Raw genomic sequence first — 21,187 nt, forward strand, 5'->3', positions numbered from 1 at the left:
TAAACCCTCACTAACAACCGGCATCCTATCTCCAAACAATCTTCTCTTCCGTATGAAACCTGTTACTGCTTTTGCTTCGGCTGCTTTCTTCCTTTGCGTAGCTGCCGCTCAGGCTCAGACCGCCGACCGTGTCGAAGACCGCCGGGATCACCGCGAAGACGTGCGCGACCGTACCGAAGACCGTGTCGACCGCCGCGAGGATGTCCGGGATCGGCGCGAAGATGTGCGCGACCGCCGGGAAGATGTACGCGATGCCAGGCGTGATGGCGGTGTACTTGACCGTGTGGAAGACCGCCGCGATGTCCGCGAGGACGTCCGCGACCGTCGTGAAGACGTCCGCGACCGCCGCGAGGATGTCCGTGATCGTACCGAAGACCGTGTAGACCGCCGAGAAGACGTGCGCGACCGGCGCGAAGACCGCCGCGACCGCAAGACCAAGCCCCGCAAAGGCCCCCGCAGTTAATCGTCCGCTTCTTCGTCTGCTTCGGCCGTAAGACCCTGGCTGCCAGCGCCTCCTACCACCAGTACAAACTCACCTTTCACGGTGCCTTTGGTGCTGAACCACTGGTGCAGGTCGGCCAGCGAGCCACGCCGCACTTCTTCGTGTAGCTTGGTCAGTTCCCGCGCAATGGCAGCAGGCCGTTCAGGGCCCAACACTTCCGTCAGGTCCTGTAGCGTGCGCAGCAGCTTGTGCGGGCTTTCATAGAATATCATTGTGCGCTTCTCTTCCCGTAGGGCTGTCAGACGTGTCTGGCGGCCCTTCTTTACAGGTAGAAAGCCTTCGAAACAGAACCGGTCAGCTGGCAGGCCCGAGGCCATCAGTGCCGGAACGGCTGCTGTGGCACCTGGCAGCACCTCCACGTGCAGGCCAGCTTGAATGGCCGCCCGCGTTATCAGAAAGCCCGGATCGCTGAGGCCCGGCGTCCCTGCATCGCTGATCACTGCCAGTATCCAGCCGTTCTCCCGCACTTCTTCCAGCAGTTGTGCCACCCGTCCATGTTCGTTGTGCGCATGCAGCGACACCATGTGTGCCGTCACGCCGTAGTGTTTCAGCAGTGGTGCGCTGTGTCGGGTATCTTCTGCGGCGATACGGTCTGCTGCTTTCAGCACATCCAGCCCCCGCAGGGTAATGTCTTTCAGGTTGCCAATGGGGGTCGGTACCAGATACACCCCCGGCTTCAGATGTTGTTCGCTCATTCCAGCGGCAGTTCGCGTTGCAGGTGCTGCTCCAGCGAAATGAAGGTCTCAGTCCGTTCTACCCCCGGTATCGTCTGAATCTTGTCGTTCAGTACCTCGCGCAGGTGGCGGGTGTCCCGACAATACAGTTTTGCAAACATGCTGTACACGCCCGTGGTATAGTGCAGCTCTATGATTTCCGGTATAGACTCTATCGCCACTTTGGCCGCGTTATATACGCTGCCTCTTTCCAGATATACCCCGATGAAGGCGCAGATGTCGAAACCCAGGCTGCTTGGGTCTACCACCAGCCGCGAGCCTCGTACGATGCCCGCATCCTGCATCTTCTTCATCCGCACGTGGATGGTCCCGCCCGAAACATTCAGTTCGCGCGCAATGTCTGTGTACGGCACACCTGCATCCTTCATCAGGATCTGCAGTATGCGCCGGTCCAGTGTGTCAAGTTCGTATGCTGGCCCTGCCATTGTTTGTTCGCCCACTTAGTTCAATGGGGTAACAGACAAGTTAGTGCTATTTTTCAATACACTCAATAGCAGTGCCCTTCAGGCCGCTTATAAGGGACCTTTTTATGTCAACTTGTTGCAAATAATGCAATGCCGGGCTCAGAAGCCAAATGTAAGCACGACACCGTAGTTGCCAAACTTGAAGCCCGGCTGAAGGCTTCCGCCCGAAAAATTTTCCTGGCTCTGGTAGTCCAGAAAGTTGGCGTGCAGGCGCAGCCCATACATGCCCCCGCCAGTGTTTATAGTAAACTCCAGGAAACCCGCCGGTGCCGGGTACCACTGGTTGAACTGTCCGTTCCGGTTGGTGTTCGGGTCGTAGTAGGGCAATTGCAGATAGGTGTACGTGCCACCCACACCCACGGCAATGCCTACTTTCTGGTCATTGTATTTTGTGGCATTGGCACCGAAGCGCCCCACCAGATAGGCGCCCGGCTGAAAGTAGAACTCCTGCGGCCCGTTTGAGAGAATGGCCCACGGATAGATGTTGCCGCTCACCTCTGCCGAAAGGCTCAGCACGTCGTTGCTGTGGGTAATCAGGTAGTTGGCCCCGAAGTGCAGCGCAAAGTAACGCGGTGTCTGGTTGATCATTGACGTTCCGTTCGCAAGCTTTACGGGCGTCCAGTCCAGGGCAATCCCTGTTTGAAAGGTAATCCGCTCCAGCAGTTCTTCCTGGGCGTGGGCGGGAGAGGTGGTGGCAGTCAGCAGCACAATGGCTGCAAGGAAGGCAGGCAGGCGTGTCTTCATTTCAGCAGAACAGGCAGCACTGGGCTGCCTGTTCAAATATACTGGGAAGAGCTGTAAACAAATGTTATTCAACGGTTGCGCTCAGTCCGCGCGACACCAGCGCCCGTCGGCGTTCCATCAGGGTGTTGTCATCGCCTTCACTTACCGCGCACTTGCCTTTGTAGTGCACCAGTACGGCGCACTGTTCGGCCTGTTCGGCGGTGTGGTTGCATACATCTATCAGCGACTCAATCACCCAATCGAAGGTGTTAAAGTCATCGTTCCAAAGTACCAGCTTACGGCCATTGCGTTCGTCTACGCTGGTTTCGTCCAGCACCAGTTCTTTTACCGACATCGCGACTGTTCGATTGCGTTTTACGTGCTTTTTAACGGCAAAGCGGGGCCGCTTATTTCAGCCCCGCTTTACTTCACTGTTACGTTGTGGACATCTCACGCGAAAAACTCGCGCATCTTGTCGAAGAAGCCCTTGTCGGCTTTCGTCGGGTTGGGCTGGAAGTTTTTCATGTTCCGCAGCTTTTCCAGCAGGGCTTTTTCGTCGGCGGTCAGCGTCTGTGGGGTCCACACGTTGATATGCACCAACAGGTCGCCAACGCCATAGCCGTTAATGTTCGGTATGCCCTTGCCTTTCAGGCGTACAATTTTGCCGCTTTGGGTGCCGGGGTCCACTTTGAAGCGCGCCTTGGCGGTCAGGGTCGGCACTTCTACGGTGGTACCCAGGCTGGCGTCGGCAAAGCTGATAAACAGCTCGTAAATCACGTTGTCGCCTTCGCGGGTCAGGGTTTCGTGGGCCTGCTCTTCCACCTGTATCAGCAGGTCGCCAGGTTCGCCGCCACGTTTGCCGGCATTGCCCTGGCCCCGCAGCGACAGCTGCATACCATCAGTTACGCCAGCTGGTATGCGCACGCTCACCGTGTCTTCCGACTCCACGCGGCCTTCGCCCGCACACGTGCCGCACGCTTTGGTCACGATGCGGCCTTCGCCGTGGCACGTCGGGCACACCGACACCACGATCTGCGTAAAAAAGCCCCCGCCTACCTGCTGTCGCACTTCGCCATGCCCGTTGCAGGTGTTGCAGGTATGGAAGCTGTTGCTGTCGGCAGCACCGTTGCCACTGCACGTTTTGCAGGTCACATGGCGCTTCAGCTTCAGTTTCTTTTCTACACCGCTGGCTATTTCTTCCAGCGATAGCTTCAGCTTGATGCGCAGGTCGCTGCCCTGAACACCCCGGCGACGCCCGCTGCGGCGGCCACCACGGCCACCCGCCTGACCAAATATGCCGTCAAAGCCCTGCTCAGCAAATATCTCGCTGAACCGGCTGAAGATGTCGTTGATGTCGCCGTAGCCTGCACCACCGGCTGCACCGCTCATGCCGGCGTGGCCAAACCGGTCGTACTGCGCTTTCTTCTGCGCGTCCGACAGCACTTCGTACGCCTCCGACGCTTCCTTGAATTTCTCTTCTGCGTCTTTGTTCCCCGGGTTTTTGTCCGGGTGATACTGTAGGGCCAGCTTGCGGTAGGCCTTTTTGATTTCGTCGGCGTCGGCGTTCCGGCCTACTCCCAACACCTCGTAATAGTCGCGCTTTGCCATGGGCGGTGTGCTTGCTCGTCTCGTTTGCTTATTGGCCAGTTACCACTTTCGCGTACCGGATCACCTTGCCGTGAAACGTATACCCTGTTTCTACTTCGTCTATCACCACGCCTTTGCGCTCGGCTTCCTCTACTGGCAGGGCTGCGATCGCCTCGTGCTTTTCGCTGTCAAACGGTTGGCCTTTGGCCACAATCGGTTCAATGCCCTGTTTTTGCAGCGCCGTCAGGAAGTTCTTGCTCACCAGCGACAGCCCTTCGCGGATCTTCTCGATGTTGTCGCTCGTCTCTGCCGCTTTCAGCGAGCGGTTGAGGTCGTCCAATACGGGCAGGAGTGTTTTCACCAGATTCTCCGCCGCAACAAGCCCTATCTGTTCTTTCTCGCGGTTGGTACGTTTCCGGAAGTTGTCAAACTCTGCCGACAGACGCAGATAGCGGTCTTTCCATTCATCCGCTACAGGTTCGGCGGTCGCCTCCAGCGTGTCTGCTGCTTCTGCGGTAATTGGTTCTTCAGGCACTACAGGTTCGTTCTCTGCCAGCTCATCTTGGGTCAGTTCTGGGTCCTGCGGTGGGTTGGTCGTATTCATGGCGTGTGCGCTCTGGTCGTCGTTATTCCGTTCCCTTACTGAATTCTGCCCAGGTTTGGGTCAGATAGTAGTTGTCTGCGAAAAACCGAAGCATCTTCTCCATCGTGGGTGCAGGCAGGTACCCTACCACCGGACTGATCACTTCCGATTTTCCTGTCAGAAACACCGTTGTCGGGTAACGGTCACGCCCGTTGCACAAGAGATATGCCAACTGGTTCATTTTAACGTCAGGGTTGTACGTAAACTCCTGTCCCTGGAAGCGCAGCGTGTCCTGGGTCTCGCCATCCAGCCGTACTGCATAGTACCGCGCGTTGATGTATTTCACTACTGCCGCATTCGTATATGTGCGCTGGTGCATGATTTTGCACCAGCCGTTCCAGTTGGCGTAGACGTCCACCAGCACTTTGCGGTTATCCTTGGCGGCCAGTTTTACCGCCATTTCCAAATCGGGAATCCACTTGATGGTCTCCTCGCTCGGCATCTGACGCGACGGCAGAGGAACGAACATCATGGCAGCAAAGGCTGCCAGACTGGCAAGACGTATGCGTACAGCGTTCATTCTGCGAAAATACAGAAACAAACCTGCCCGGCTTGCAGGCCGGGCAGGTCGTGTTGCCTTGGGTTTGGGCTCAGCGCCGTACGCCATTCACGTATACTTCCAATTCGTTCTTGCTGCTGCGGAAGGTAAAGAGGTCAAGTAACTGCAGGTAGTTCTGCGGATCCACCGTACGGCGATACCCTTTCTTTGCAAGGTCCAGCCGGTTGCTTTCAAACACGAACAGCCTCAGAATAGCCCTCACCTGTGCTGTGGTGAAGAGGTCATAAGCCAGGGCGTTGGTCGCGCGCTCCAGGCGGTCGCTTTCAAATACCTCGCCTCGAAGTCGTCCCATCAACTGGTTGAAATCCCTGTCGCTGATGGGGTACACGTAACCTGGAGCCGGATAAGGCATCCCGGGAGGTGGTTGAGGCTGGCCTGGGTGGGGCTGACCGGGATATGGCTGACCGGGGTAAGGGGGTGTCGGGTGTCCAGGATAGGGGTAGCCGGGTACTGGGCTGTGCGGCAGGTCAGGTTGAATGGGCCCAGGGTTGCCGGGACGCGGGGCGGGGCGGTCAGGCCATGAACGGTCTGGTCTTCCAGGGCGCGGATTTCTGGGCCGGGGGCGGGGTTCCGGCCGGCCTGGTGTTGTCGGAACGGGCGCTGGTTGCTCCAGCGACACACGCGTGATGTAACTGAGCTGGTACCGGCCACGCAGGAATCCTACACGATAGGTTGTACGGGTATTCGGAGACAGATAGGCGGTCTCCTTTATGTCATACCGTGCCGAAGAACTGGTTGACACCACGCGTACTTCTACCTGGGCAGAGCGGAATTCCTTTAGCAGGTGGTAGTTTGAGGCTGGCCCCTGCGGGTATCCGTTGATGAACACTTCAAACCGTTCTCCCCGTTCGCTGGAGAGTTCCAGTTCGCCAGTCTGGGCCCATGCTGCTGGTAGCAGCATCCACACAATCATTGAGGCCAGTAATACTTTCATCTTCGTAGTTCGTTAGCGGTCTGTCTGTCTGATGCGCAATTAGCGCTTGGGTTTAACGCCGGGGTGGTGAGGTCCCATTTATGATAAGCTTTTACAGTTCAAGGGTGGTCTGCTACGTCTCGTGTTGGGGCTACAGTTGCTTCACAATCTATGGGTTGCACTTGAGTTGCAGCCCGCGTTGATTTGCTTCACTCACACACACTCTCACGTTTTTCACCCATGGGGGAGCTCTCTTTTTTCGCTTTTCTCTACGGCATTCTTTATTGGCGCACCAAAATAAAGGTGAAGCAGATGGAAGCCAACGAACCCGCCAACCGCCTCAATCGGTTGCATCCACTTGCCCTGGAGCTGATGCAGCAAGGGCGCGCTGCCGAATTGCTCGCGTATGTAGGCAGCCAGTCTGATGCAGCTTGCGCCGACGCCTTCTGGTACTTGCGGGCCTGGGCTTTTGCCCAGCAGCAGGATTTGCAAGGCGCGCGAATAGCGATTGAGAAGGCCATTGCGCTCAACACCGCCTATGTTGAGGCCTATATGCTGCGGGCCCAGATTCTCGATGCCTTGGGCCATCTGCAACTAGCTGAGGACTGCCGTGAAACTGTACGCCGCTTCACGGGTCGTGGGTTGGTGACGCATACCCACTAAATGCTTCGATATCGCTTCGTTCGAACGGCGTTATGAAACATCGCCCCAGCCAGAATCGTCAGTAGCGACACGAGAGTGCCTCCCGCCAGAAACAGCGTGAAGTACAGTCGGTCGAAACGGAACGAGATGTTGTTGCCCATTTTCCCGCCAAGCCACTTGATGAAGTTTGGTAGCCACAACTCCTTGTCAAGGCTTAGAATGTCAAATACATCCAGCAGGCCTACTTCTGGGCTGTACAGTACGTACAATAGCCCAAGGTACAGCGCCTGACATACCACAGCCACCAGAATCGTCCGGTAGGCCGACAGTGAGTTCCTGTAGCCATAGGCGAACAGGCCCAGCAGGTATGCTAGTTGCAGGAAGTACACCAGCTTCATGTTTCAAAGATAGCATCTTTTGAGCGCAGGCTGGTAAATTTTATATAGTTGATAATCAATGAAATATATGTTTTTTCTGAGTGGCAATGAACTATTTATATGTTTAAACATGTAATTGCAGTGTCTTTAACCATTGACACCCCTTACCAATGAAATCCTTTCTCACCATCGCCCTGCTGCTGATAGGCACTCAAGTGTTCGGCCAGGCCTGGACCCTCGACGTTTCTCACAGCAGCGTCAGCTTCACCGTTGATCACATGGTCATTTCGGAGACCGCCGGCAAGTTCCAGAAGATGTCTGGTACTGTTACCGGTACGGCTGCCGATTTCTCTGACCTCGGCCTCAACATCACCATCGATGTTGCCAGCATCAACACCGACGAGCCCAAGCGCGACGAGCACCTCCGCAGCCCCGATTTCTTCGATGCTGCCAAGTTCCCCACCATTACCTTCAAGTCTACCCGTGTAGAGGTACTCGGCGGTGGCAAACTGAACATCCACGGTATCCTCACCATTCGTGGCGTCAGCAAAGAAGTAGTACTCAAAGCCGTGAACAAAGGCACCGCCAAGAACCCCTGGGGTAAACTTGTTGCCGGTTTCCGTGGCGAACTCACCATCAACCGCAAAGATTACGGCCTCAACTGGAACGCCGCTCTTGAAGCTGGTGGTGTCCTTGTAGGCGAAGAAGTACGTATTGTCGTCCTTGCCGAACTCAATAAGTAAGTCACTTGCGCACAGGCGCAAAAGGGAAGTGCAGGTTTGAAAGACAGGCACTTCCCTTCTTTTTTAAACGGCCCTAAATCTGGGAAATTCCGTAACATTGTAACCGACACCTACGCTAAACGTTGAAACATTTATGGCTGCTCCAACCCAGAGCCTCACGGTTCGCACTATCGGAGAGGAAATCCAGCAGGCTCAGTTCAAAAGCGAAGCCGACATGGCCTTCGTCAATATGATCTACACAGCCAATGCCGCGCTCTTCAAAATCTCCTCTTACCTCAAACAGTTCGACGGCCTCACCCATCAGCAGTACAACATCCTCCGCATTCTCCGCGGTCAGAACCGCAAGCCCATTTCGCTGCTCGCTGTCAAGAGCCGCATGCTTGACCGCAACTCCGACGTCTCCCGCATCATCGACCGTATGGTGCGTAAGGGCCTCATCGATCGTACCACCTGCAACAGCGATCGCCGCCAGGTAGACCTCGTCATCAACGATCGGGGCCTCACCCTCCTCGAAGAAGTAGACAAAGGCATGGACCTGCTCCAGACTACTTTGCATCGGATGCCCACTGAGCAGCTCCGCCAGCTCAGCCACCTACTCGACATCGCCCGCGCGGCCATTACCTCCAAGTAAGCGAGGGGTTACGCCACTGGTGTCTGCGGTTCGTCCAGACGCCAGTCATCGGCAAAAGCCATTCATTGTCGCGCGTCCTTAAATGGCGAAACGCCCCAGTATATACCGGGGCGCTCGCGTCACACACTGGCAAAAGCAGCGTTTACAGCAGCCACTGGGGCTGCCGGTTCGGTTACTCCGCTTCGCCTTCGCGGACCAGTTCTTCCTGTTCTTCTTTGCTCATCGTCAGGCTGTTCGGCCGTGTCAGCAGCAGGGTGCGCAGCTTGGTTTCCAGCTCGTGCATCAGTTCGGGGTTGTCGCGCAGCAGTTGGCGCACCGCTTCGCGGCCCTGTCCCAGCTTGTCGGGCCCGTAGGAGAACCACGCCCCCGACTTCCGCACAATTTCGTTCTCCACCGCCAGGTCCAGCACCTCGCCCGCACGGCTGATGCCTTCGCCGTAGATGATGTCAAACTCGCACTGTTTGAAGGGCGGCGCTACTTTGTTCTTTACCACCTTCACCTTGGTACGGTTGCCGCTTACTTCGGTACCTTCTTTGATCTGGTTCATACGGCGAACATCCAGACGTACGCTCGCGTAAAACTTCAGTGCATTACCACCGGTTGTTGTCTCGGGGTTGCCGAACATCACCCCAATCTTGTCGCGCAGCTGGTTGATAAAGATGCACACGGTGTTGGTCTTGCTGATGGTGCTCGTGAGCTTGCGTAGTGCCTGGCTCATCAGCCGCGCATGCAGCCCCACTTTGCTGTCGCCCATCTCGCCATCCAGTTCGGCCTTCGGCACCAGCGCTGCCACCGAGTCAATAACGATCACGTCAATCGCGCTCGACCGGATCAGGTTGTCCGTGATTTCCAGTGCCTGCTCGCCGTTGTCAGGCTGCGCTATCAGCAGATTCTCGGTGTCAATGCCCAGCTTCTCGGCGTAGGATGCATCAAAAGCATGTTCTGCATCAATGAATGCTGCAATGCCGCCCGTCTTCTGAGCTTCAGCAATGATGTGCAATGCCAGCGTGGTTTTACCCGAGCTCTCCGGCCCGAAAATCTCCACGATGCGGCCACGGGGTACGCCACCGATGCCCAGGCACATGTCCACTCCGAGCGATCCCGTAGAGATTGCTGGAATGTTCTGGATGCCTTTGTCGCTCAGTTTCATTACTACCCCTTTGCCGTACTCTTTCTCCAGCCGGTCGACGGTCAACTTCAAGCTTTTCAGCTTGTCGTTTTTAGTATCTTTCTCTGCCATGTGTGTGGTGTGTTGCTTTTGTCGTTGTAAAACTAGCGGCAAGGGGCAGTAGGCGCAAGCATTTCGCAAAAAATATTTAGCAGAGTGCTAAGATAATTATGCAGCCTCCTCCCTCCTTCCACCCATCTGTCCTGTTGAGAACCTTGCAACGCTTAAGCCATGTCAGCTACACAGGCGCAGTTTCTCTATCAGCCCGGTAGACATTTTCGCTGCTTTCCCTGGCGGGCAGCGCTCCTGTGGGTTGTGGCCATCGCCGCTGTTGTGCAGCAGTGGGGATGGCAGAAATGGACTTGGTTGTTGGCGGCGACTGTAGCAGTCGGTTTTGTACCAGCTGCCATCGTGCATTGGCAGTATTGGCGCGAGAATCGCGGCCTGCGTCTACGTACACGTCGTTTTTTTGGACTCACCGCGTTTCACATTTCCCGTAGGCCAGCAGTTCCGGGGCTCGCTCCGGTCGTATATGAGTACCACGACCGTCAGGTCCGCGAGGTGCATGTTGTCCGCGGCCGGGCCTTTCCGTTTGGTACCAGCCGCTATGGCTATGTGCAGGTGGTATTCGATGATGGCACCGTTTTTTACTTTACTACCCTGATGTTTGCGCCTGGTACAGGGCCTTTCGGCGCTGCTACATCGCTTGTTGCAGAGTGGCTGCCATTGTTGCCGCCTTTACTTCCTTCCCAGGAAGAGGCCGAGCACATTGACCAGCTCATCCGCCAACAGTACATGCGAAAGCTGCGGCGCACCCGCGATGCGCGCCTGTATGCCATCGTCAGAAACCAGCGCCGTTTCCTGCCGCTCGCAGTACAGGCTGCCGTTGCCATTCTCCTCGAACGCGGCTATTCCATGGCAGAGATCGATGAACTCGCTGATTCCGAAAATCTTAATAAACCTCAATATTCCTGAACGCCCGCCTACTCGGCTTTGCCAAACGGCTACATGTGGCTACTTTGTACAGATGATTCGCCTTCTCGCTACACTCAGCCTCTCCGCATGGGTCGTTACCGCTGCCGCACAGGGCTCCACCAGCTTTCAGACTGACCGCGACGGAAACACCACCACCTACACCACGGATGTCAAACGCGACAGCGCTGGCAACCAGTACATCGAGCAGAACGGCAAGCGGATGTACATGACACAGCTGCCTGGCAACCCGTCCGACACCAACCAGCAACAGTTCATCTTCTCTCCTCGCCCCATCGGCAAGGTCAACGCAGATTCTCTTGCGCGCGCCCTTAGCGAGAACATCGGGCGTTCCGGTACGCTCCTCCTCGGTAAGCCTGCCCCTGATTCTTCCCTCACGCTTTATGACGGCACCCGCCTGAACCTCGCCAACTCAAATGGCAACATTACCGTTCTCTGCTTCTGGTTCATCGCTTGCAAGCCCTGTGTGGCCGAAATGCCCATCCTCAATGAACTCGTAGCTACCTATGCCGGTCAGCAGGTCCGTTTCATTGCTCCCGCAACAGATCGCATCCCCGAGCTCAAGGAGTTTCTCCGCCGCAAACCCTTTGCCTACAGTGTCCTACCCAACTCCCAAAAGCTGGCGGCAAACCGTTTTGGGGTCACGGCATACCCCACACACGTCGTCATCGACCGCAAGGGCATCGTCCGCCATGTGCAGGCCGGTGGCCTCGACGACGCTGGTTTGCAGCGTCTCCGCACAGCCATCGATAAGCTTCTGGCCGAGTAGACGATTCTGCTAAGAATAACAAGCACAGAGGCCCGCTATTGGCGGGCCTCTGCTATATCAGTCAACTGGAAACCTTATTCCAGCACGATGTCTACATTTACCAGCTCCAGGAACGAGCGGATGCGTGCACGCACTTCGTCTTTCTTCAGCTCCAGCAGACGCTCAGTGCCAAACTTCTCCACGCAGAAGCTGGCCATCGTCGAGCCGTAAATCACCGCGCTCTTCATGTTCTCGAACGTCACGTCGCGTGTCGAGGCCAGATAACCCAGGAAGCCACCGGCAAAAGTGTCGCCCGCGCCAGTGGGGTCGAATACGTCTTCCAGCGGCAGGGCAGGCGCAAAGAACACCTGGTTCTTGTGGAACAGCAGTGCGCCGTGTTCGCCTTTCTTGATCACCAGGAAATCGGGGCCCATCTTCAGAATGGCCCGCGCAGCCTTCACCAGTGAATACTCGCCCGACAGCTGGCGCGCCTCTTCGTCGTTGATGGTCAGCACGTCCACAAACTCCAGGTTCCGGATCACCGCATCGCGTGCGCTGTCCAGCCAGAAGTTCATTGTGTCCATCACCACCAGTTTCGGCTTCTTCGTAAACTGTTGCAGCACATTGTACTGGATGTCGGGTACCAGGTTGCCCAGCAGCACAAACTCAGGCGCGCGCCAGGCTTCCGGTATCACCGGGTTGAAGCTCGCAAGCACGTTCAGCTCGGTCACAAGTGTGTCGCGCGAATTCAGATCGCGGTGATACTTCCCTGACCAGAAAAACGACTTCTCGCCCTTTCGCACGTCCAGGCCTGCGGTGTCTACCCCACGCCGGTTCAGTTCGGCAATGTATTCTGCCGGAAAATCATCGCCCACTACAGATACCAACTGCACCTGCTTGTGAAAGAACGAAGCCGAAAGAGATGCAAACGTTGCGGCACCGCCTACGATACGGTCCACTTTGCCAAAAGGCGTTTCGATGGCGTCAAAGGCCACCGTCCCGATTACCAGAAGACTCATGAAAATTGTCAGGGAATAGCCTGCAAATATCTACTTTTTACCTGATTCCCTTTGGCTGTCAGTTTCGTACATTTAGTGTACGGTCTCCTGAGTCTATGCGTGCATTACTTTTCTGCCTGCTGCTGTCTGTGCCGCTGGTTGCCAGTGCACAGATGTTCCCCGCCCTGCCCAACAACCCTTTCAGCAGGCTGGGCCCCGCTTTTCCCTCAGGCTATTACTACAACAGCTGGGATGCTTTCTACGCTCCCTTTGGCTCCACAGCCCACACTACTGCGCTCAACTACTTCTGGGCTACCCAGTATCCCCGTTACTACACCCAGGCCTACCGCGGCCGCGACTTCTTCACCCAGATGTGGGCTCCTTCCTTCATGTGGGGCGGCAACCCGTTCTTTTGGTTCACCTTCGGCCGCAGTTTCTACCGCGACGTTCCCTCCAATCCGGTAGCCAGCCAGCGTGTCAAGGCCGAAGCCCTGCGCACCTCGCTTGATGCCTCTCTCCTTCGCCGCGCCACCCAGCGGCTTATCGTCGGCAGGGCGTCGCTCATCCTCGACTCCACTGGCCGCAACACGGCCAATCCTGAAATGGCACGTCTCACCGCGTTGCTCCGTCTTCGCGAGGGGCGCTATGCCGATTCCCTCACCACCGCCCTCTACCAGGCGCTGCAGTTTGCCGAACTTGCCGCCGAGTATCCCGACGAAACTACACGCCCATTGGTAGTGCTGCCTCCGCAGAGCCGAAGCGACAACCAGTTTCTGCCAGGCGATGTCCTCCTCCTCGCTGACGTGCTTCTCCCGCTGGCACGTCTCACCGACGAGCAGCTGCTCTACATTGCCGAGCACCCCGACGAACTGGTCAGCTTCCCCGAACAGATCGTGACGTTCCGGTTGGTAGATCCTGCCTCGCAGCGAGAGTATTGGCGCTACGACTTCACCCTCCGGGTATCGCCCTTCTCCACGGCAACGCCTTCCCGCTGGACACCCGAGCCCTATGCCGCTGCTCACACCGTTCAGCGCTGGCTCTCTCAGGCACTCCGATACCTGCCGTACTCGCCCCGCTACAACGGCCGGGCTGCCAGCTATCTCTCCTCCAAAGGGTTCGCCCCCAAGCCTTACTGACCTTCGCCGTCGGTGCGGGGTGGGGCGCTCAGTTGGCTTTCCTGCCAGCCGTCCGGCCCGCTGAAGGCTACGGTGCGCAGGCCCTTCAGGCCAGTTGCGGCATCGGTCAGCAGCATGGGCTGCGCCGCAGGGGCTGCCAGTGCGTCGGCTACATCGTTCACCGCGCCCGCAGGCACCTCATGGGCTTCCAGCGCCGCCAGCAGTTCAGCTCTGGTTTGCCGGCCAATGGCAGTGCGCAGCAGGGGCAACAGGTCTGCACGGTGGCGCACCCGCGCCGGATTGGTGGAAAAACGCACATCCTGTGCCAGTTCGGCCACACCCAGCAGCGCGCACAGGTCGGCAAACTGGCGGTCGTTGCCTACAGCCAGAATCAGTGGCTTGCCATCGGCTGCGGTGAAGACGGTGCCGTATGGCACAATGCTGGGGTGTTCGCTGCCCATGCGGCGGGGATTCTCCCCGGCTACCAGCCAGGCCGTCCCCTGGTTGGCCAGTGAGGCCAGCCCTGCTTCAATCAGCGACACGCTGACCCTGCTGCCTTCGCCCGTTTTCTCGCGGGCATACAGCGCGCACAGAATGGCCTGTTTCAGCTGGTGGGCAGCCAGCAGGTCCATCAGCGCCACGGGCATCTTGCAGGGGCCGCCATTGGCTTCACCGTTCAGGTGCATGAAGCCCGCCTCGGCCTGTACCACTGCGTCGTAGCCCGCCCGCGGGTGGTCCAGCCCATAGCCGGTCAGGTGAGCGTAAATAAGCTTTGGATTGCGAGGGTGCAGGGTGTCCCAGGCCACCCCCAGTTTTTCGGCGTCGCCTGGCTTGTAGTTCACAATCACCACATCGGCGGTGTCCAGCAGAGCATAGAGTTGGGTGCGCTGGGCGGGGTCTTTCAGGTTCAGCACACGGCGCTGTTTGCCCCAGTTCACACAGCTGAAATACGCCGATACACCCCCCGTCACGGTCTCGCCAGCCAGCTGCCAGGTGCGCGTCACGTCGCCTGCGGGCGGTTCCACTTTAATCACCTCCGCGCCCAGCTCTGCAAAGAATGCACCTACCGCCGGGCCGGCCAGCACACTCGCCAGCTCCACTACCCGGATGCCTGTAAACAAACCCATGTGCCAAAGCTACGCCATCGGGTAGCTCAGCCGGAAACCCAGCCCGTGCAGGTTCTCTATTTTCACCCGGCTGTCGGCTGCCAGGTATTTCCGCAGCCGGCTGATGAACACGTCCAGGCTGCGCCCGCTGAAGTAATCATCGTTGCCCCATACACTCCGCAGTATCTCCTCGCGCCGAAGGGCAGCGCCTTTGGCATTGGCCAATACCGCCAGCAGGGCGGCTTCACGTGCCGTCAGACGACGGGTGTGCTCGGGGGTAGTGTGCGTCAGATCCAGGCCCTGTGGGTCAAACGAAAAATCGCCCAGTTGCAGCGCCCCGTTTTCAGGCTCATAGCGGTTGCGCCGCAGAAAAACATCGATTTTCAGGGCCAGTTCTTCCAGCCGAAAAGGTTTCGTCAGGTAGTCGTCGGCGCCGGCTTTCAGCCCCAGTATGCGGTCGTCGGGCAGCACCCGCGCGCTCAGAAACAGAATCGGCACCCGTTGCGATATCTGCCGCATCTGCTTCGCCAGTGCAATGCCGTCCTGTCCGGGCAGCATCACATCCAGTATGCAAACGTCGGGCAGTTGCATCTGAAACGCGTGCAGTGCCTCCCAGCCATCGGCGCAGTGCTGAACAGCATAGCCCAGTTGTTGCAGGCCATCTCGGGTCACATAGGCCAGCGAGGTGTCGTCTTCCACCAGCAGAATGCGGGCTTTTGGTTGCGGTACGGCTGTTGCCATGGTCAATCAGGGGGAGAGAAGAGGAGTGGAAAATCAGGCCGGCTGCACGATCGGGCGGAATTGAGCTGCCATGGCTCCATCGCCTACATGGCGCGCCGGAATCCGTATCCGGAACGTGCAGCCTTTGCCACTGCCCGTGTCCAGCCGCAGGCGCCAGCCATGGGCTTTCACAATCCGCCGCACGTAGCTCAGGCCCAGCCCATAGCCCTGTACCATGCTCGACCCCGGCAGGCGGTAGAACGGCTGAAAAATTCTGTCGCGATGTCCCCGTGGTATACCGGGGCCGCTGTCCTGCACCCGCAACTCCCATTGGCTGCCATCGTGCAGTAGCGCCAGCCGTATCTGCGGGTTCGTCCCGCCATACTTCAGCGCATTGTCCAGCAGGTTATACAGCGCGTTGGTCAGTTGCACACGGTCGGCGTCTACAAACAGGTCGCGACCATTCGGGGCTATCTCCAGGGTCAGTTTGCCGCCAACACGTTCTGCCATTGGGGCGAAGGTGTCGCGCAGGGCTTCCAGCAGACTGTCGGCTGCCACCCAGTCGCGGTTCAGGCGCAGGCTGTCGTGGTCAGCGCGGGCGTGTTGCAGCACCCAAGCCAACTGTTGCTTCAGACGGTCCGCTTCTCGCTGAATCAGGCTGCCATAGGTCTGCACCCGTTCGGGGTCGTTCGCTGCACCCGGCCGCGATAGTGCCTCGCCTGACAGCGCCAGTGTCGTTACCGGCGTCATCAGTTCGTGTGAAAGGCTGTGCAGCAGTTCCCGCTGCACTTCGCTCAGCCGCCGCTGTCGCAGAATCACCCCCAGCGAATACCCGAAGAACACAATCACCACCAACAGCACCCCGCTCGAAAAAATCCAGATGTCCATCTGCCGCGCCAGGTAGCCCTCCACGCCAATCAGCCGAATGCCAAAGTAGTTGTGTGCCGAGGCACTCGCCAGCTTCGGCATGTCGCCAGTCCGCACGGGCGAGTCAGGCGGTTGGCTCATGAAGCACAGGTACGACCCGTACGACATCTTGTCGCGGTTGCAGTCATACACAGCATATTCTACGCCTACATCCAGTTTGTGCGCCAGAAATGCCTGCCGCAGGTAGTATTCCAGCACGGCTTTGTCGAAGTGATGACTCACTTCAACCACAAAGTAGTCTGACCCCACTTTTTCCACCGCGTCTTCACGCACTGCCGCCCGATAGTAATAGCCCATTCGGTGCGCCACTTGCTGCAACGCAATCTGCGTCGACTCCTCCAGCTGGCGCTGGTGAAGGTTCAATGCTTTTCGCACCCAATAGGCTTGTGTTATTACAATGCCCAGCGTCGATACCACTGCCAACACCACCAGCAGCCGGATGGGCCGTGTCATCTTGGTACCCGGCAGGTCTGGGAAAGGGGCTTTTGTGGGAGACATCCGCGTATGTGTAGGTTTCCGTTACAGCAAAGCTAACGCAATCCCCTTGGGCCCCAACACCCTGCCAGCGCCACTTAACAAGCCTTTAACAGCCTCATTCTCTGTGCTTCAACGCCCTGTGTCGTGGTTTCCAGCCCTTTCATCGCTATTTTGCCGCTCGGTCATGCGTACTCCCCATTCCCTGCTTCTTGGCCTGATGTGCTGGCTGGCCGCCACATCTGCCCTCTGGGCTCAGACGGCCCCGGCGGCCCGCTATGCCGTGGTCATCGCCTCGGCCCGCAGTATGTACGAGGCTCGCAAGGTCGTGGCTGCTGTTCTGCTCCGCAACATCAAGGCCCGTGCGCTGGAAATGACAACCCCCGAGGGCATCCGCTACCGCGTCATCGTGGGCGAGCAGAAGGACAAAGCGGGTGCCGAGTCGCTCCGCGATGGCCTGCGCCGCGGCGGCTATGCCGATGCCTGGGTCATTGATCTCGCGGATGCTCTGCCACCTGCCGCTAAACCCGCCACCAAGCCCGACTCCGCCGCTACCCAGCCTATCACCGCCCAGCCCATAGCCACGGCCGTCCAGCCAGTGGAGAAACCTGCCGGAAAGCCTGAGCCGAAACCCACCACATCGGCCACCGATTCTCTGCCCACGGCTGTTCCGTCGGTGAACGACTCTACCGCAACCAAGCCTGCTGCTCGCGACTCTGCCGCAGCACCTATGCCAAAGCCCATTCGGCAGGCCCCCAAACCCCGCGTCCGTAAGCCTGCGCCGACGCTCCGCGCCTGGTCCGACCGCCTCCTGGCGGACCTTCAGTCCGGCGATCTCGAGCAGCTTCGCCGATATATCCATCCCGATGCAGGCGTTTTCGTGCTGCACAATCCCGGTGCTTTTCCTGTCGCTGAGCAGATACACACCGTCTCCGAGCTCGCCGAAATCGCTATGCTCCGCGATAGTGCCCGCCGCGCACTCCTACGCCTTGAGGCCACAGCCTACCAGCAGGCAGATCTTCTCGAAAAACGTCTCCCTCTCGCCAATTGCCCCGACGGTTCCTGGCCTGAAACCGGCGCGTTCCTCGGCGAAATGCCAGCCCAGAGCCACCGCATGGAAGACCTCTGGCGAACCATGAAGCAGCAGTCCATTGGGCTTCCACTTACTCCTACCGAACAACAGCAGGTGCAACAGGCCGATGCCGCCCTTGAGTATGGGCTCATCATGACGGGCGCCCAGTTGCTCCGGGGCCTCTACTTCACCCGTGTTGATGGCGAATGGTACCTCGCCGGCATTGATCTCCTGCCCCCCTGCCTGGAATAACCCCCATCCTTTTTTATGTATCGTTTCTATTCTTTCACTGCCCGCACGTTTGTGGTGGGCGCTCTGCTGCTCGCAGCGGCCTGTTCCAGCGGCAGACGATACCCCTCCGCTACTCTCATTCACCACGTCAAGGGATACACCCCCACCGATTCAGGCTGGATCTCTTTTGAGGCAATGGTCATCGACTCCGGTAAGGTGCTGGCTACTGGCCCCTCTGACTCTCTCCGCCAGGCCTTCCCCGGCGCCAAGGAAATTGATGGCAAGGGCCGAACCCTTCTCCCCGGCCTCACCGATGCTCACGGCCACGTCATGGGTCTCGGCCGCGGCATGCTAGAGGTAGACCTTGTCGGCACCCGCTCTCTCGCCGACCTCCAGAAGCGTGTAGCAGCGTATGCCAAAGAAAATCCCCATCAGCTCTGGATCGTGGGCCGGGGCTGGAACCAGGAGCTCTTCGACAAGCAGGAGTTCCCAACCGCCGCCGACCTTGACGCAATCGTGCCCGACCGGCCCGTCTATCTCGTCCGCGTAGACGGTCATGCCGCTGTGGTCAACACCGCCGCACTCCGCCTCGCTGGCATTTCCCGCAACACACAGGACCCCCAGGGCGGCCGCCTCCTCCGCGACGCCAAGGGCAACCCCACCGGCTTGCTTGTCGATGGCGCAATGGGCCTCGTAGGGGGGCGCCAGCCACAGCCAACCCCAGAGGCCGATTCCCTCGCCCTCGAAAAAGCAATGGCGCACCTGCGTTCCCTCGGCATCACCAGCATCCACGATGCTGGCATTCCGTACAGCACCTATAAGCTCTACCGTTCGTTTGCAACCCAGGGCAAACTCACTACCCGTATTTATGCCATGATTGGCGGTGCTGGCGAAGCCTTCGACCAGATTGCCGCCGACGGCATCCTGCCCTCCTTCGCCAACGACCGTCTCTCTGTTCAGGCCGTCAAGCTCTATGCCGATGGCGCACTCGGCAGCCGGGGCGCCGCATTGCTGCACCCCTACCACGACGAACCCGGCAAAAAGGGCCTCCTCTTCTACACCGACGCTCAGATGCAGGCAATGGTGGATAAAGTGGGCGGCAAAGGCTACCAGCTCTGCATCCATGCCATCGGCGATGCCGCCAACCGTCAGGTGCTCAATGCGCTGGCTTCCGCGCAGGAGCGGTTCCCCAGTCTTCGCAACCGCCGAAACCGTGTCGAGCACGCCCAGATTGTCGACACTGCCGATATCCCCCGCTTCCGCCAGCTCGGCCTCATCGCCTCCATGCAGCCCACCCACGCCACCAGCGACATGAACATGGCCGAAAAGCGCCTCGGCAAGCCCCGTATGAAGGGCGCATACGCCTGGCAGACCTTCCTGCGCCAGGGCACCGTCGTGGCTGCTGGCTCCGACTTCCCTGTCGAGAGCGCCAATCCCTGGCTTGGTGTCTTTGCGGCCGTCACCCGCATGGATACCCTTGGTATGCCGCCCGGCGGCTGGTATCCCAACGAAGCCCTCACCGTAGCACAGGCACTCCGCGCCTTCACCCTCGATGCCGCCTATGCGGGCCATCAGGAAAAAGCCCTCGGAAGCCTTCAACCTGGCAAGTGGGCCGACTTCATCCTCCTCGACCGCGACCCCTTCACCATCCCTGCCAAAGACCTCTGGCAAACCCTCGTACTTGAAACCTGGGTGGCAGGCCAGCCCGTCTTCCAGCGTTCCGAGTAGGTTCGCACAAAACATTGTGTAACACAGAGGCCCCCATCAGGGGGCCTTCTCGTTTTTCAGCCCACGCGTCATCCCGCGCCACCCCCACCACGTCATTTCGAGTGGAGCGAGAAATCTGCTTTTGACCTTCGCAGAAGGCCTCAACACAGCCCTTTTACCACATTCCCTCACCGCGCTGGTCATCTCGCGAGGCCCTTGGGTCGAATAGGTCAATTCAGTAAGCGGCGCAGTAAACGCAAACAGGCCCCAACGGGGCCTGTTTGGTAATCAGGGAAGCTCAACTCATGTCGTTCTGGCTCAGCCTTCCACCTGCTTCAGCAGCGACTCAATGCGCGCTTTGCGGTCGGCGGGGGCCAGCTCCAGCGACTTCTTGTACCACACGACAGCATTTTTCTTGTCGCCCATGAACTGATACCCCTGGCCCACCCAGGCATTGTAGCGGTAGTTCTTCGGCTCTTTCTTCACCAAGCCCATCAGCATCTCCAGCGCTTCGGCGTGTTTGCTCTTGTCGGCACCACTCAGGATGGTCAGCGCATGGTTGCCCATTTCAATGGGCGTGGCCATAGTCAGCGCTTTGGCTTTGGCTTCAGCAGCACCGGTGGCATTGCCTTTGCGTTCCAGAAACTGCGACTTCAGCATCAGGTTTGAAAAGTTCTCCCGCACTGCAATCGACCGGTCCAGCAGCTGGAGGGCATAGTCGTCATCCAGTTTCTCGTTGTAGAGGAACAGGGCCGCATTGTAGCCTGCTGTCCAGCCCCAGTAGGTTTCATTCCGCATCTGCTTCTTGAAGCTCGCGAGTACCTGCTCTTTGTACGCCACCGAGATCCTGACGGGTACTGCCACCTTCTCCCACCGCAGCTCCAGCGTAGTGAAGTCTTTGCCGCGTGCGGTGAATACATATTCCAGATACTCGTGGTTCTCAATCGTTCGTGGCGTTACGTCCACCCGCAGGGCGTCTTCTTTCTCGTCATAGAAGAAGCTGCCCCAGCTGTCTTTGAACTTTGAGAATATCACCGTCCAAGCTCCTTTTTCACGCGGAATCATGTGCAGGCCATAGGTGCCGGCTGCCAGCGGCTTGCCTTCTACCAGAATGTCCTCTGTTGTCGTGAAGGTCGTGTTGGCATTAGCTCCGGCACGCCACACGGCATCCCATTTTTCCAGTTGTCCAAAAATCTGCCGTCCATTTACTGAAGGGCTGTTGTAGTTCACCGTGAGCGTTGTAAATACTACCTGCTGGCTTACACTCGCTTTGGGGCTGGCATCGGGCAGCACAATTGGATATTCAAACTGCGCATGCACCTGCGGGGCGCCAGCGGCCAGGGCCAATGCCACCAGTGGGGCGCCAAAAGTGCGGATAAGTGTTTTCATCGTAGTCTTCTGAGAGTGGAT

Annotated in this window: 24 protein-coding genes; 9 read left to right on the top strand and 15 right to left on the bottom strand. The window is 58.3% G+C overall.

Going from position 1 to position 21,187, the window contains the following annotated elements; all coding sequences use genetic code 11:
- Positions 1 to 52 precede the first annotated feature (52 nt).
- Positions 53 to 463: a hypothetical protein gene (locus AC2D8O_RS03080; RefSeq protein WP_484677319.1), complete on the top strand. Its 411-nt coding sequence runs from the start codon at positions 53 to 55 to the stop codon at positions 461 to 463.
- On the opposite strand, the gene rsmI is transcribed toward AC2D8O_RS03080, so the two are convergent.
- The 8 genes from rsmI to AC2D8O_RS03120 all read right to left on the bottom strand — a co-directional run bounded on the left by rsmI (position 460) and on the right by AC2D8O_RS03120 (position 6,146).
- Entirely contained in the window at positions 460 to 1,197 is a 738-nt protein-coding gene (gene rsmI, locus AC2D8O_RS03085) for a 16S rRNA (cytidine(1402)-2'-O)-methyltransferase (protein WP_484677320.1), read from the bottom strand. The two genes, AC2D8O_RS03080 and rsmI, sit on opposite strands and share 4 nt — an antisense overlap.
- The gene (locus AC2D8O_RS03090) at positions 1,194 to 1,661 is read right to left on the bottom strand and encodes an Lrp/AsnC ligand binding domain-containing protein (protein ID WP_484677321.1); all 468 of its coding nucleotides are present in this window, start codon (positions 1,659 to 1,661) and stop codon (positions 1,194 to 1,196) included. The genes rsmI and AC2D8O_RS03090 overlap by 4 nt, the downstream gene beginning before the upstream one ends.
- Positions 1,662 to 1,799: 138 nt before the next feature.
- Positions 1,800 to 2,444, bottom strand: coding sequence for a hypothetical protein (locus AC2D8O_RS03095; protein ID WP_484677322.1), 645 nt, complete (start codon positions 2,442 to 2,444; stop codon positions 1,800 to 1,802).
- A gap of 64 nt (positions 2,445 to 2,508) precedes the next feature.
- Positions 2,509 to 2,778, bottom strand: a complete 270-nt coding sequence (locus AC2D8O_RS03100) for an ATP-dependent Clp protease adaptor ClpS (RefSeq protein WP_484677323.1) — start codon at positions 2,776 to 2,778, stop codon at positions 2,509 to 2,511.
- A 95-nt stretch (positions 2,779 to 2,873) separates the two neighbouring features.
- Positions 2,874 to 4,031: a molecular chaperone DnaJ gene (gene dnaJ, locus AC2D8O_RS03105; RefSeq protein ID WP_484677324.1), complete on the bottom strand. Its 1,158-nt coding sequence runs from the start codon at positions 4,029 to 4,031 to the stop codon at positions 2,874 to 2,876.
- Between the two features lie 28 nt (positions 4,032 to 4,059).
- A complete protein-coding gene (locus tag AC2D8O_RS03110) occupies positions 4,060 to 4,614 on the bottom strand; it encodes a nucleotide exchange factor GrpE (protein WP_484677325.1) in 555 nt (184 codons plus the stop codon).
- Between the two features lie 22 nt (positions 4,615 to 4,636).
- Entirely contained in the window at positions 4,637 to 5,173 is a 537-nt protein-coding gene (locus tag AC2D8O_RS03115; RefSeq protein WP_484677326.1) for a thioredoxin family protein, read from the bottom strand.
- A gap of 70 nt (positions 5,174 to 5,243) precedes the next feature.
- Positions 5,244 to 6,146 carry a proline and serine-rich protein 1 family protein gene (locus tag AC2D8O_RS03120; RefSeq protein WP_484677327.1) on the bottom strand — a complete coding sequence of 301 codons (903 nt, stop codon included), beginning with the start codon at positions 6,144 to 6,146 and terminating at the stop codon, positions 5,244 to 5,246.
- A gap of 219 nt (positions 6,147 to 6,365) precedes the next feature.
- Here AC2D8O_RS03120 and AC2D8O_RS03125 point away from each other — a divergent pair, with 219 nt between their 5' ends.
- On the top strand, positions 6,366 to 6,788 hold the full coding sequence (locus AC2D8O_RS03125; RefSeq protein ID WP_484677328.1) for a hypothetical protein: 423 nt from the start codon (positions 6,366 to 6,368) through the stop codon (positions 6,786 to 6,788).
- Here AC2D8O_RS03125 and AC2D8O_RS03130 read toward each other — a convergent pair.
- Positions 6,785 to 7,165: a hypothetical protein gene (locus tag AC2D8O_RS03130; protein ID WP_484677329.1), complete on the bottom strand. Its 381-nt coding sequence runs from the start codon at positions 7,163 to 7,165 to the stop codon at positions 6,785 to 6,787. The two genes, AC2D8O_RS03125 and AC2D8O_RS03130, sit on opposite strands and share 4 nt — an antisense overlap.
- Positions 7,166 to 7,314: 149 nt before the next feature.
- On the opposite strand from AC2D8O_RS03130, the gene AC2D8O_RS03135 reads away from it, so the two are divergent.
- Together AC2D8O_RS03135 and AC2D8O_RS03140 are read left to right on the top strand one after the other, a co-directional pair.
- Positions 7,315 to 7,887, top strand: coding sequence for a YceI family protein (locus AC2D8O_RS03135; protein WP_484677330.1), 573 nt, complete (start codon positions 7,315 to 7,317; stop codon positions 7,885 to 7,887).
- Positions 7,888 to 8,020: 133 nt separating this feature from the next.
- Positions 8,021 to 8,518, top strand: coding sequence for a MarR family winged helix-turn-helix transcriptional regulator (locus AC2D8O_RS03140; RefSeq protein WP_484677331.1), 498 nt, complete (start codon positions 8,021 to 8,023; stop codon positions 8,516 to 8,518).
- A 172-nt stretch (positions 8,519 to 8,690) separates the two neighbouring features.
- Here AC2D8O_RS03140 and recA read toward each other — a convergent pair whose 3' ends face one another.
- Complete coding sequence (gene recA / locus AC2D8O_RS03145) at positions 8,691 to 9,758, bottom strand: recombinase RecA (RefSeq protein WP_484677332.1); 1,068 nt, start codon at positions 9,756 to 9,758, stop codon at positions 8,691 to 8,693.
- Between the two features lie 159 nt (positions 9,759 to 9,917).
- Between recA and AC2D8O_RS03150 the strand changes: the two genes are divergently transcribed.
- On the top strand, positions 9,918 to 10,661 hold the full coding sequence (locus AC2D8O_RS03150; protein WP_484677333.1) for a hypothetical protein: 744 nt from the start codon (positions 9,918 to 9,920) through the stop codon (positions 10,659 to 10,661).
- A gap of 52 nt (positions 10,662 to 10,713) precedes the next feature.
- Positions 10,714 to 11,448 carry a TlpA family protein disulfide reductase gene (locus AC2D8O_RS03155; RefSeq protein ID WP_484677334.1) on the top strand — a complete coding sequence of 245 codons (735 nt, stop codon included), beginning with the start codon at positions 10,714 to 10,716 and terminating at the stop codon, positions 11,446 to 11,448.
- A 74-nt stretch (positions 11,449 to 11,522) separates the two neighbouring features.
- Here the strand turns inward: AC2D8O_RS03155 and AC2D8O_RS03160 are convergent, their stop codons facing one another.
- A complete protein-coding gene (locus tag AC2D8O_RS03160) occupies positions 11,523 to 12,446 on the bottom strand; it encodes a PfkB family carbohydrate kinase (RefSeq protein WP_484677335.1) in 924 nt (307 codons plus the stop codon).
- 95 nt (positions 12,447 to 12,541) lie between these two features.
- On the opposite strand from AC2D8O_RS03160, the gene AC2D8O_RS03165 reads away from it, so the two are divergent.
- Positions 12,542 to 13,561 carry a hypothetical protein gene (locus AC2D8O_RS03165; RefSeq protein ID WP_484677336.1) on the top strand — a complete coding sequence of 340 codons (1,020 nt, stop codon included), beginning with the start codon at positions 12,542 to 12,544 and terminating at the stop codon, positions 13,559 to 13,561.
- Here AC2D8O_RS03165 and AC2D8O_RS03170 read toward each other — a convergent pair.
- Genes AC2D8O_RS03170 through AC2D8O_RS03180 form a run of 3 tightly spaced genes read right to left on the bottom strand, consistent with a single transcriptional unit; the run spans position 13,555 to position 16,791 of the window.
- Entirely contained in the window at positions 13,555 to 14,667 is a 1,113-nt protein-coding gene (locus tag AC2D8O_RS03170; protein ID WP_484677337.1) for a CaiB/BaiF CoA transferase family protein, read from the bottom strand. The two genes, AC2D8O_RS03165 and AC2D8O_RS03170, sit on opposite strands and share 7 nt — an antisense overlap.
- Before the next feature lie 9 nt (positions 14,668 to 14,676).
- Complete coding sequence (locus tag AC2D8O_RS03175) at positions 14,677 to 15,387, bottom strand: response regulator transcription factor (protein WP_484677338.1); 711 nt, start codon at positions 15,385 to 15,387, stop codon at positions 14,677 to 14,679.
- Positions 15,388 to 15,420: 33 nt separating this feature from the next.
- Positions 15,421 to 16,791 (bottom strand): sensor histidine kinase, encoded by a 1,371-nt coding sequence (locus tag AC2D8O_RS03180; protein ID WP_484677339.1) that lies wholly within the window; start codon positions 16,789 to 16,791, stop codon positions 15,421 to 15,423.
- 163 nt (positions 16,792 to 16,954) lie between these two features.
- Between AC2D8O_RS03180 and AC2D8O_RS03185 the strand changes: the two genes are divergently transcribed.
- Together AC2D8O_RS03185 and AC2D8O_RS03190 are read left to right on the top strand one after the other, a co-directional pair.
- Positions 16,955 to 18,091 carry an SPOR domain-containing protein gene (locus AC2D8O_RS03185; RefSeq protein ID WP_484677340.1) on the top strand — a complete coding sequence of 379 codons (1,137 nt, stop codon included), beginning with the start codon at positions 16,955 to 16,957 and terminating at the stop codon, positions 18,089 to 18,091.
- Positions 18,092 to 18,106: 15 nt separating this feature from the next.
- Positions 18,107 to 19,798, top strand: a complete 1,692-nt coding sequence (locus AC2D8O_RS03190) for an amidohydrolase (protein WP_484677341.1) — start codon at positions 18,107 to 18,109, stop codon at positions 19,796 to 19,798.
- Positions 19,799 to 20,095: 297 nt separating this feature from the next.
- On the opposite strand, the gene AC2D8O_RS03195 is transcribed toward AC2D8O_RS03190, so the two are convergent.
- Positions 20,096 to 21,166 (bottom strand): DUF2911 domain-containing protein, encoded by a 1,071-nt coding sequence (locus tag AC2D8O_RS03195; RefSeq protein ID WP_484677342.1) that lies wholly within the window; start codon positions 21,164 to 21,166, stop codon positions 20,096 to 20,098.
- Between the last annotated feature and the right edge of the window lie 21 nt (positions 21,167 to 21,187).

The sequence above is a fragment of the Pontibacter sp. T17 genome (genome assembly GCF_057219875.1).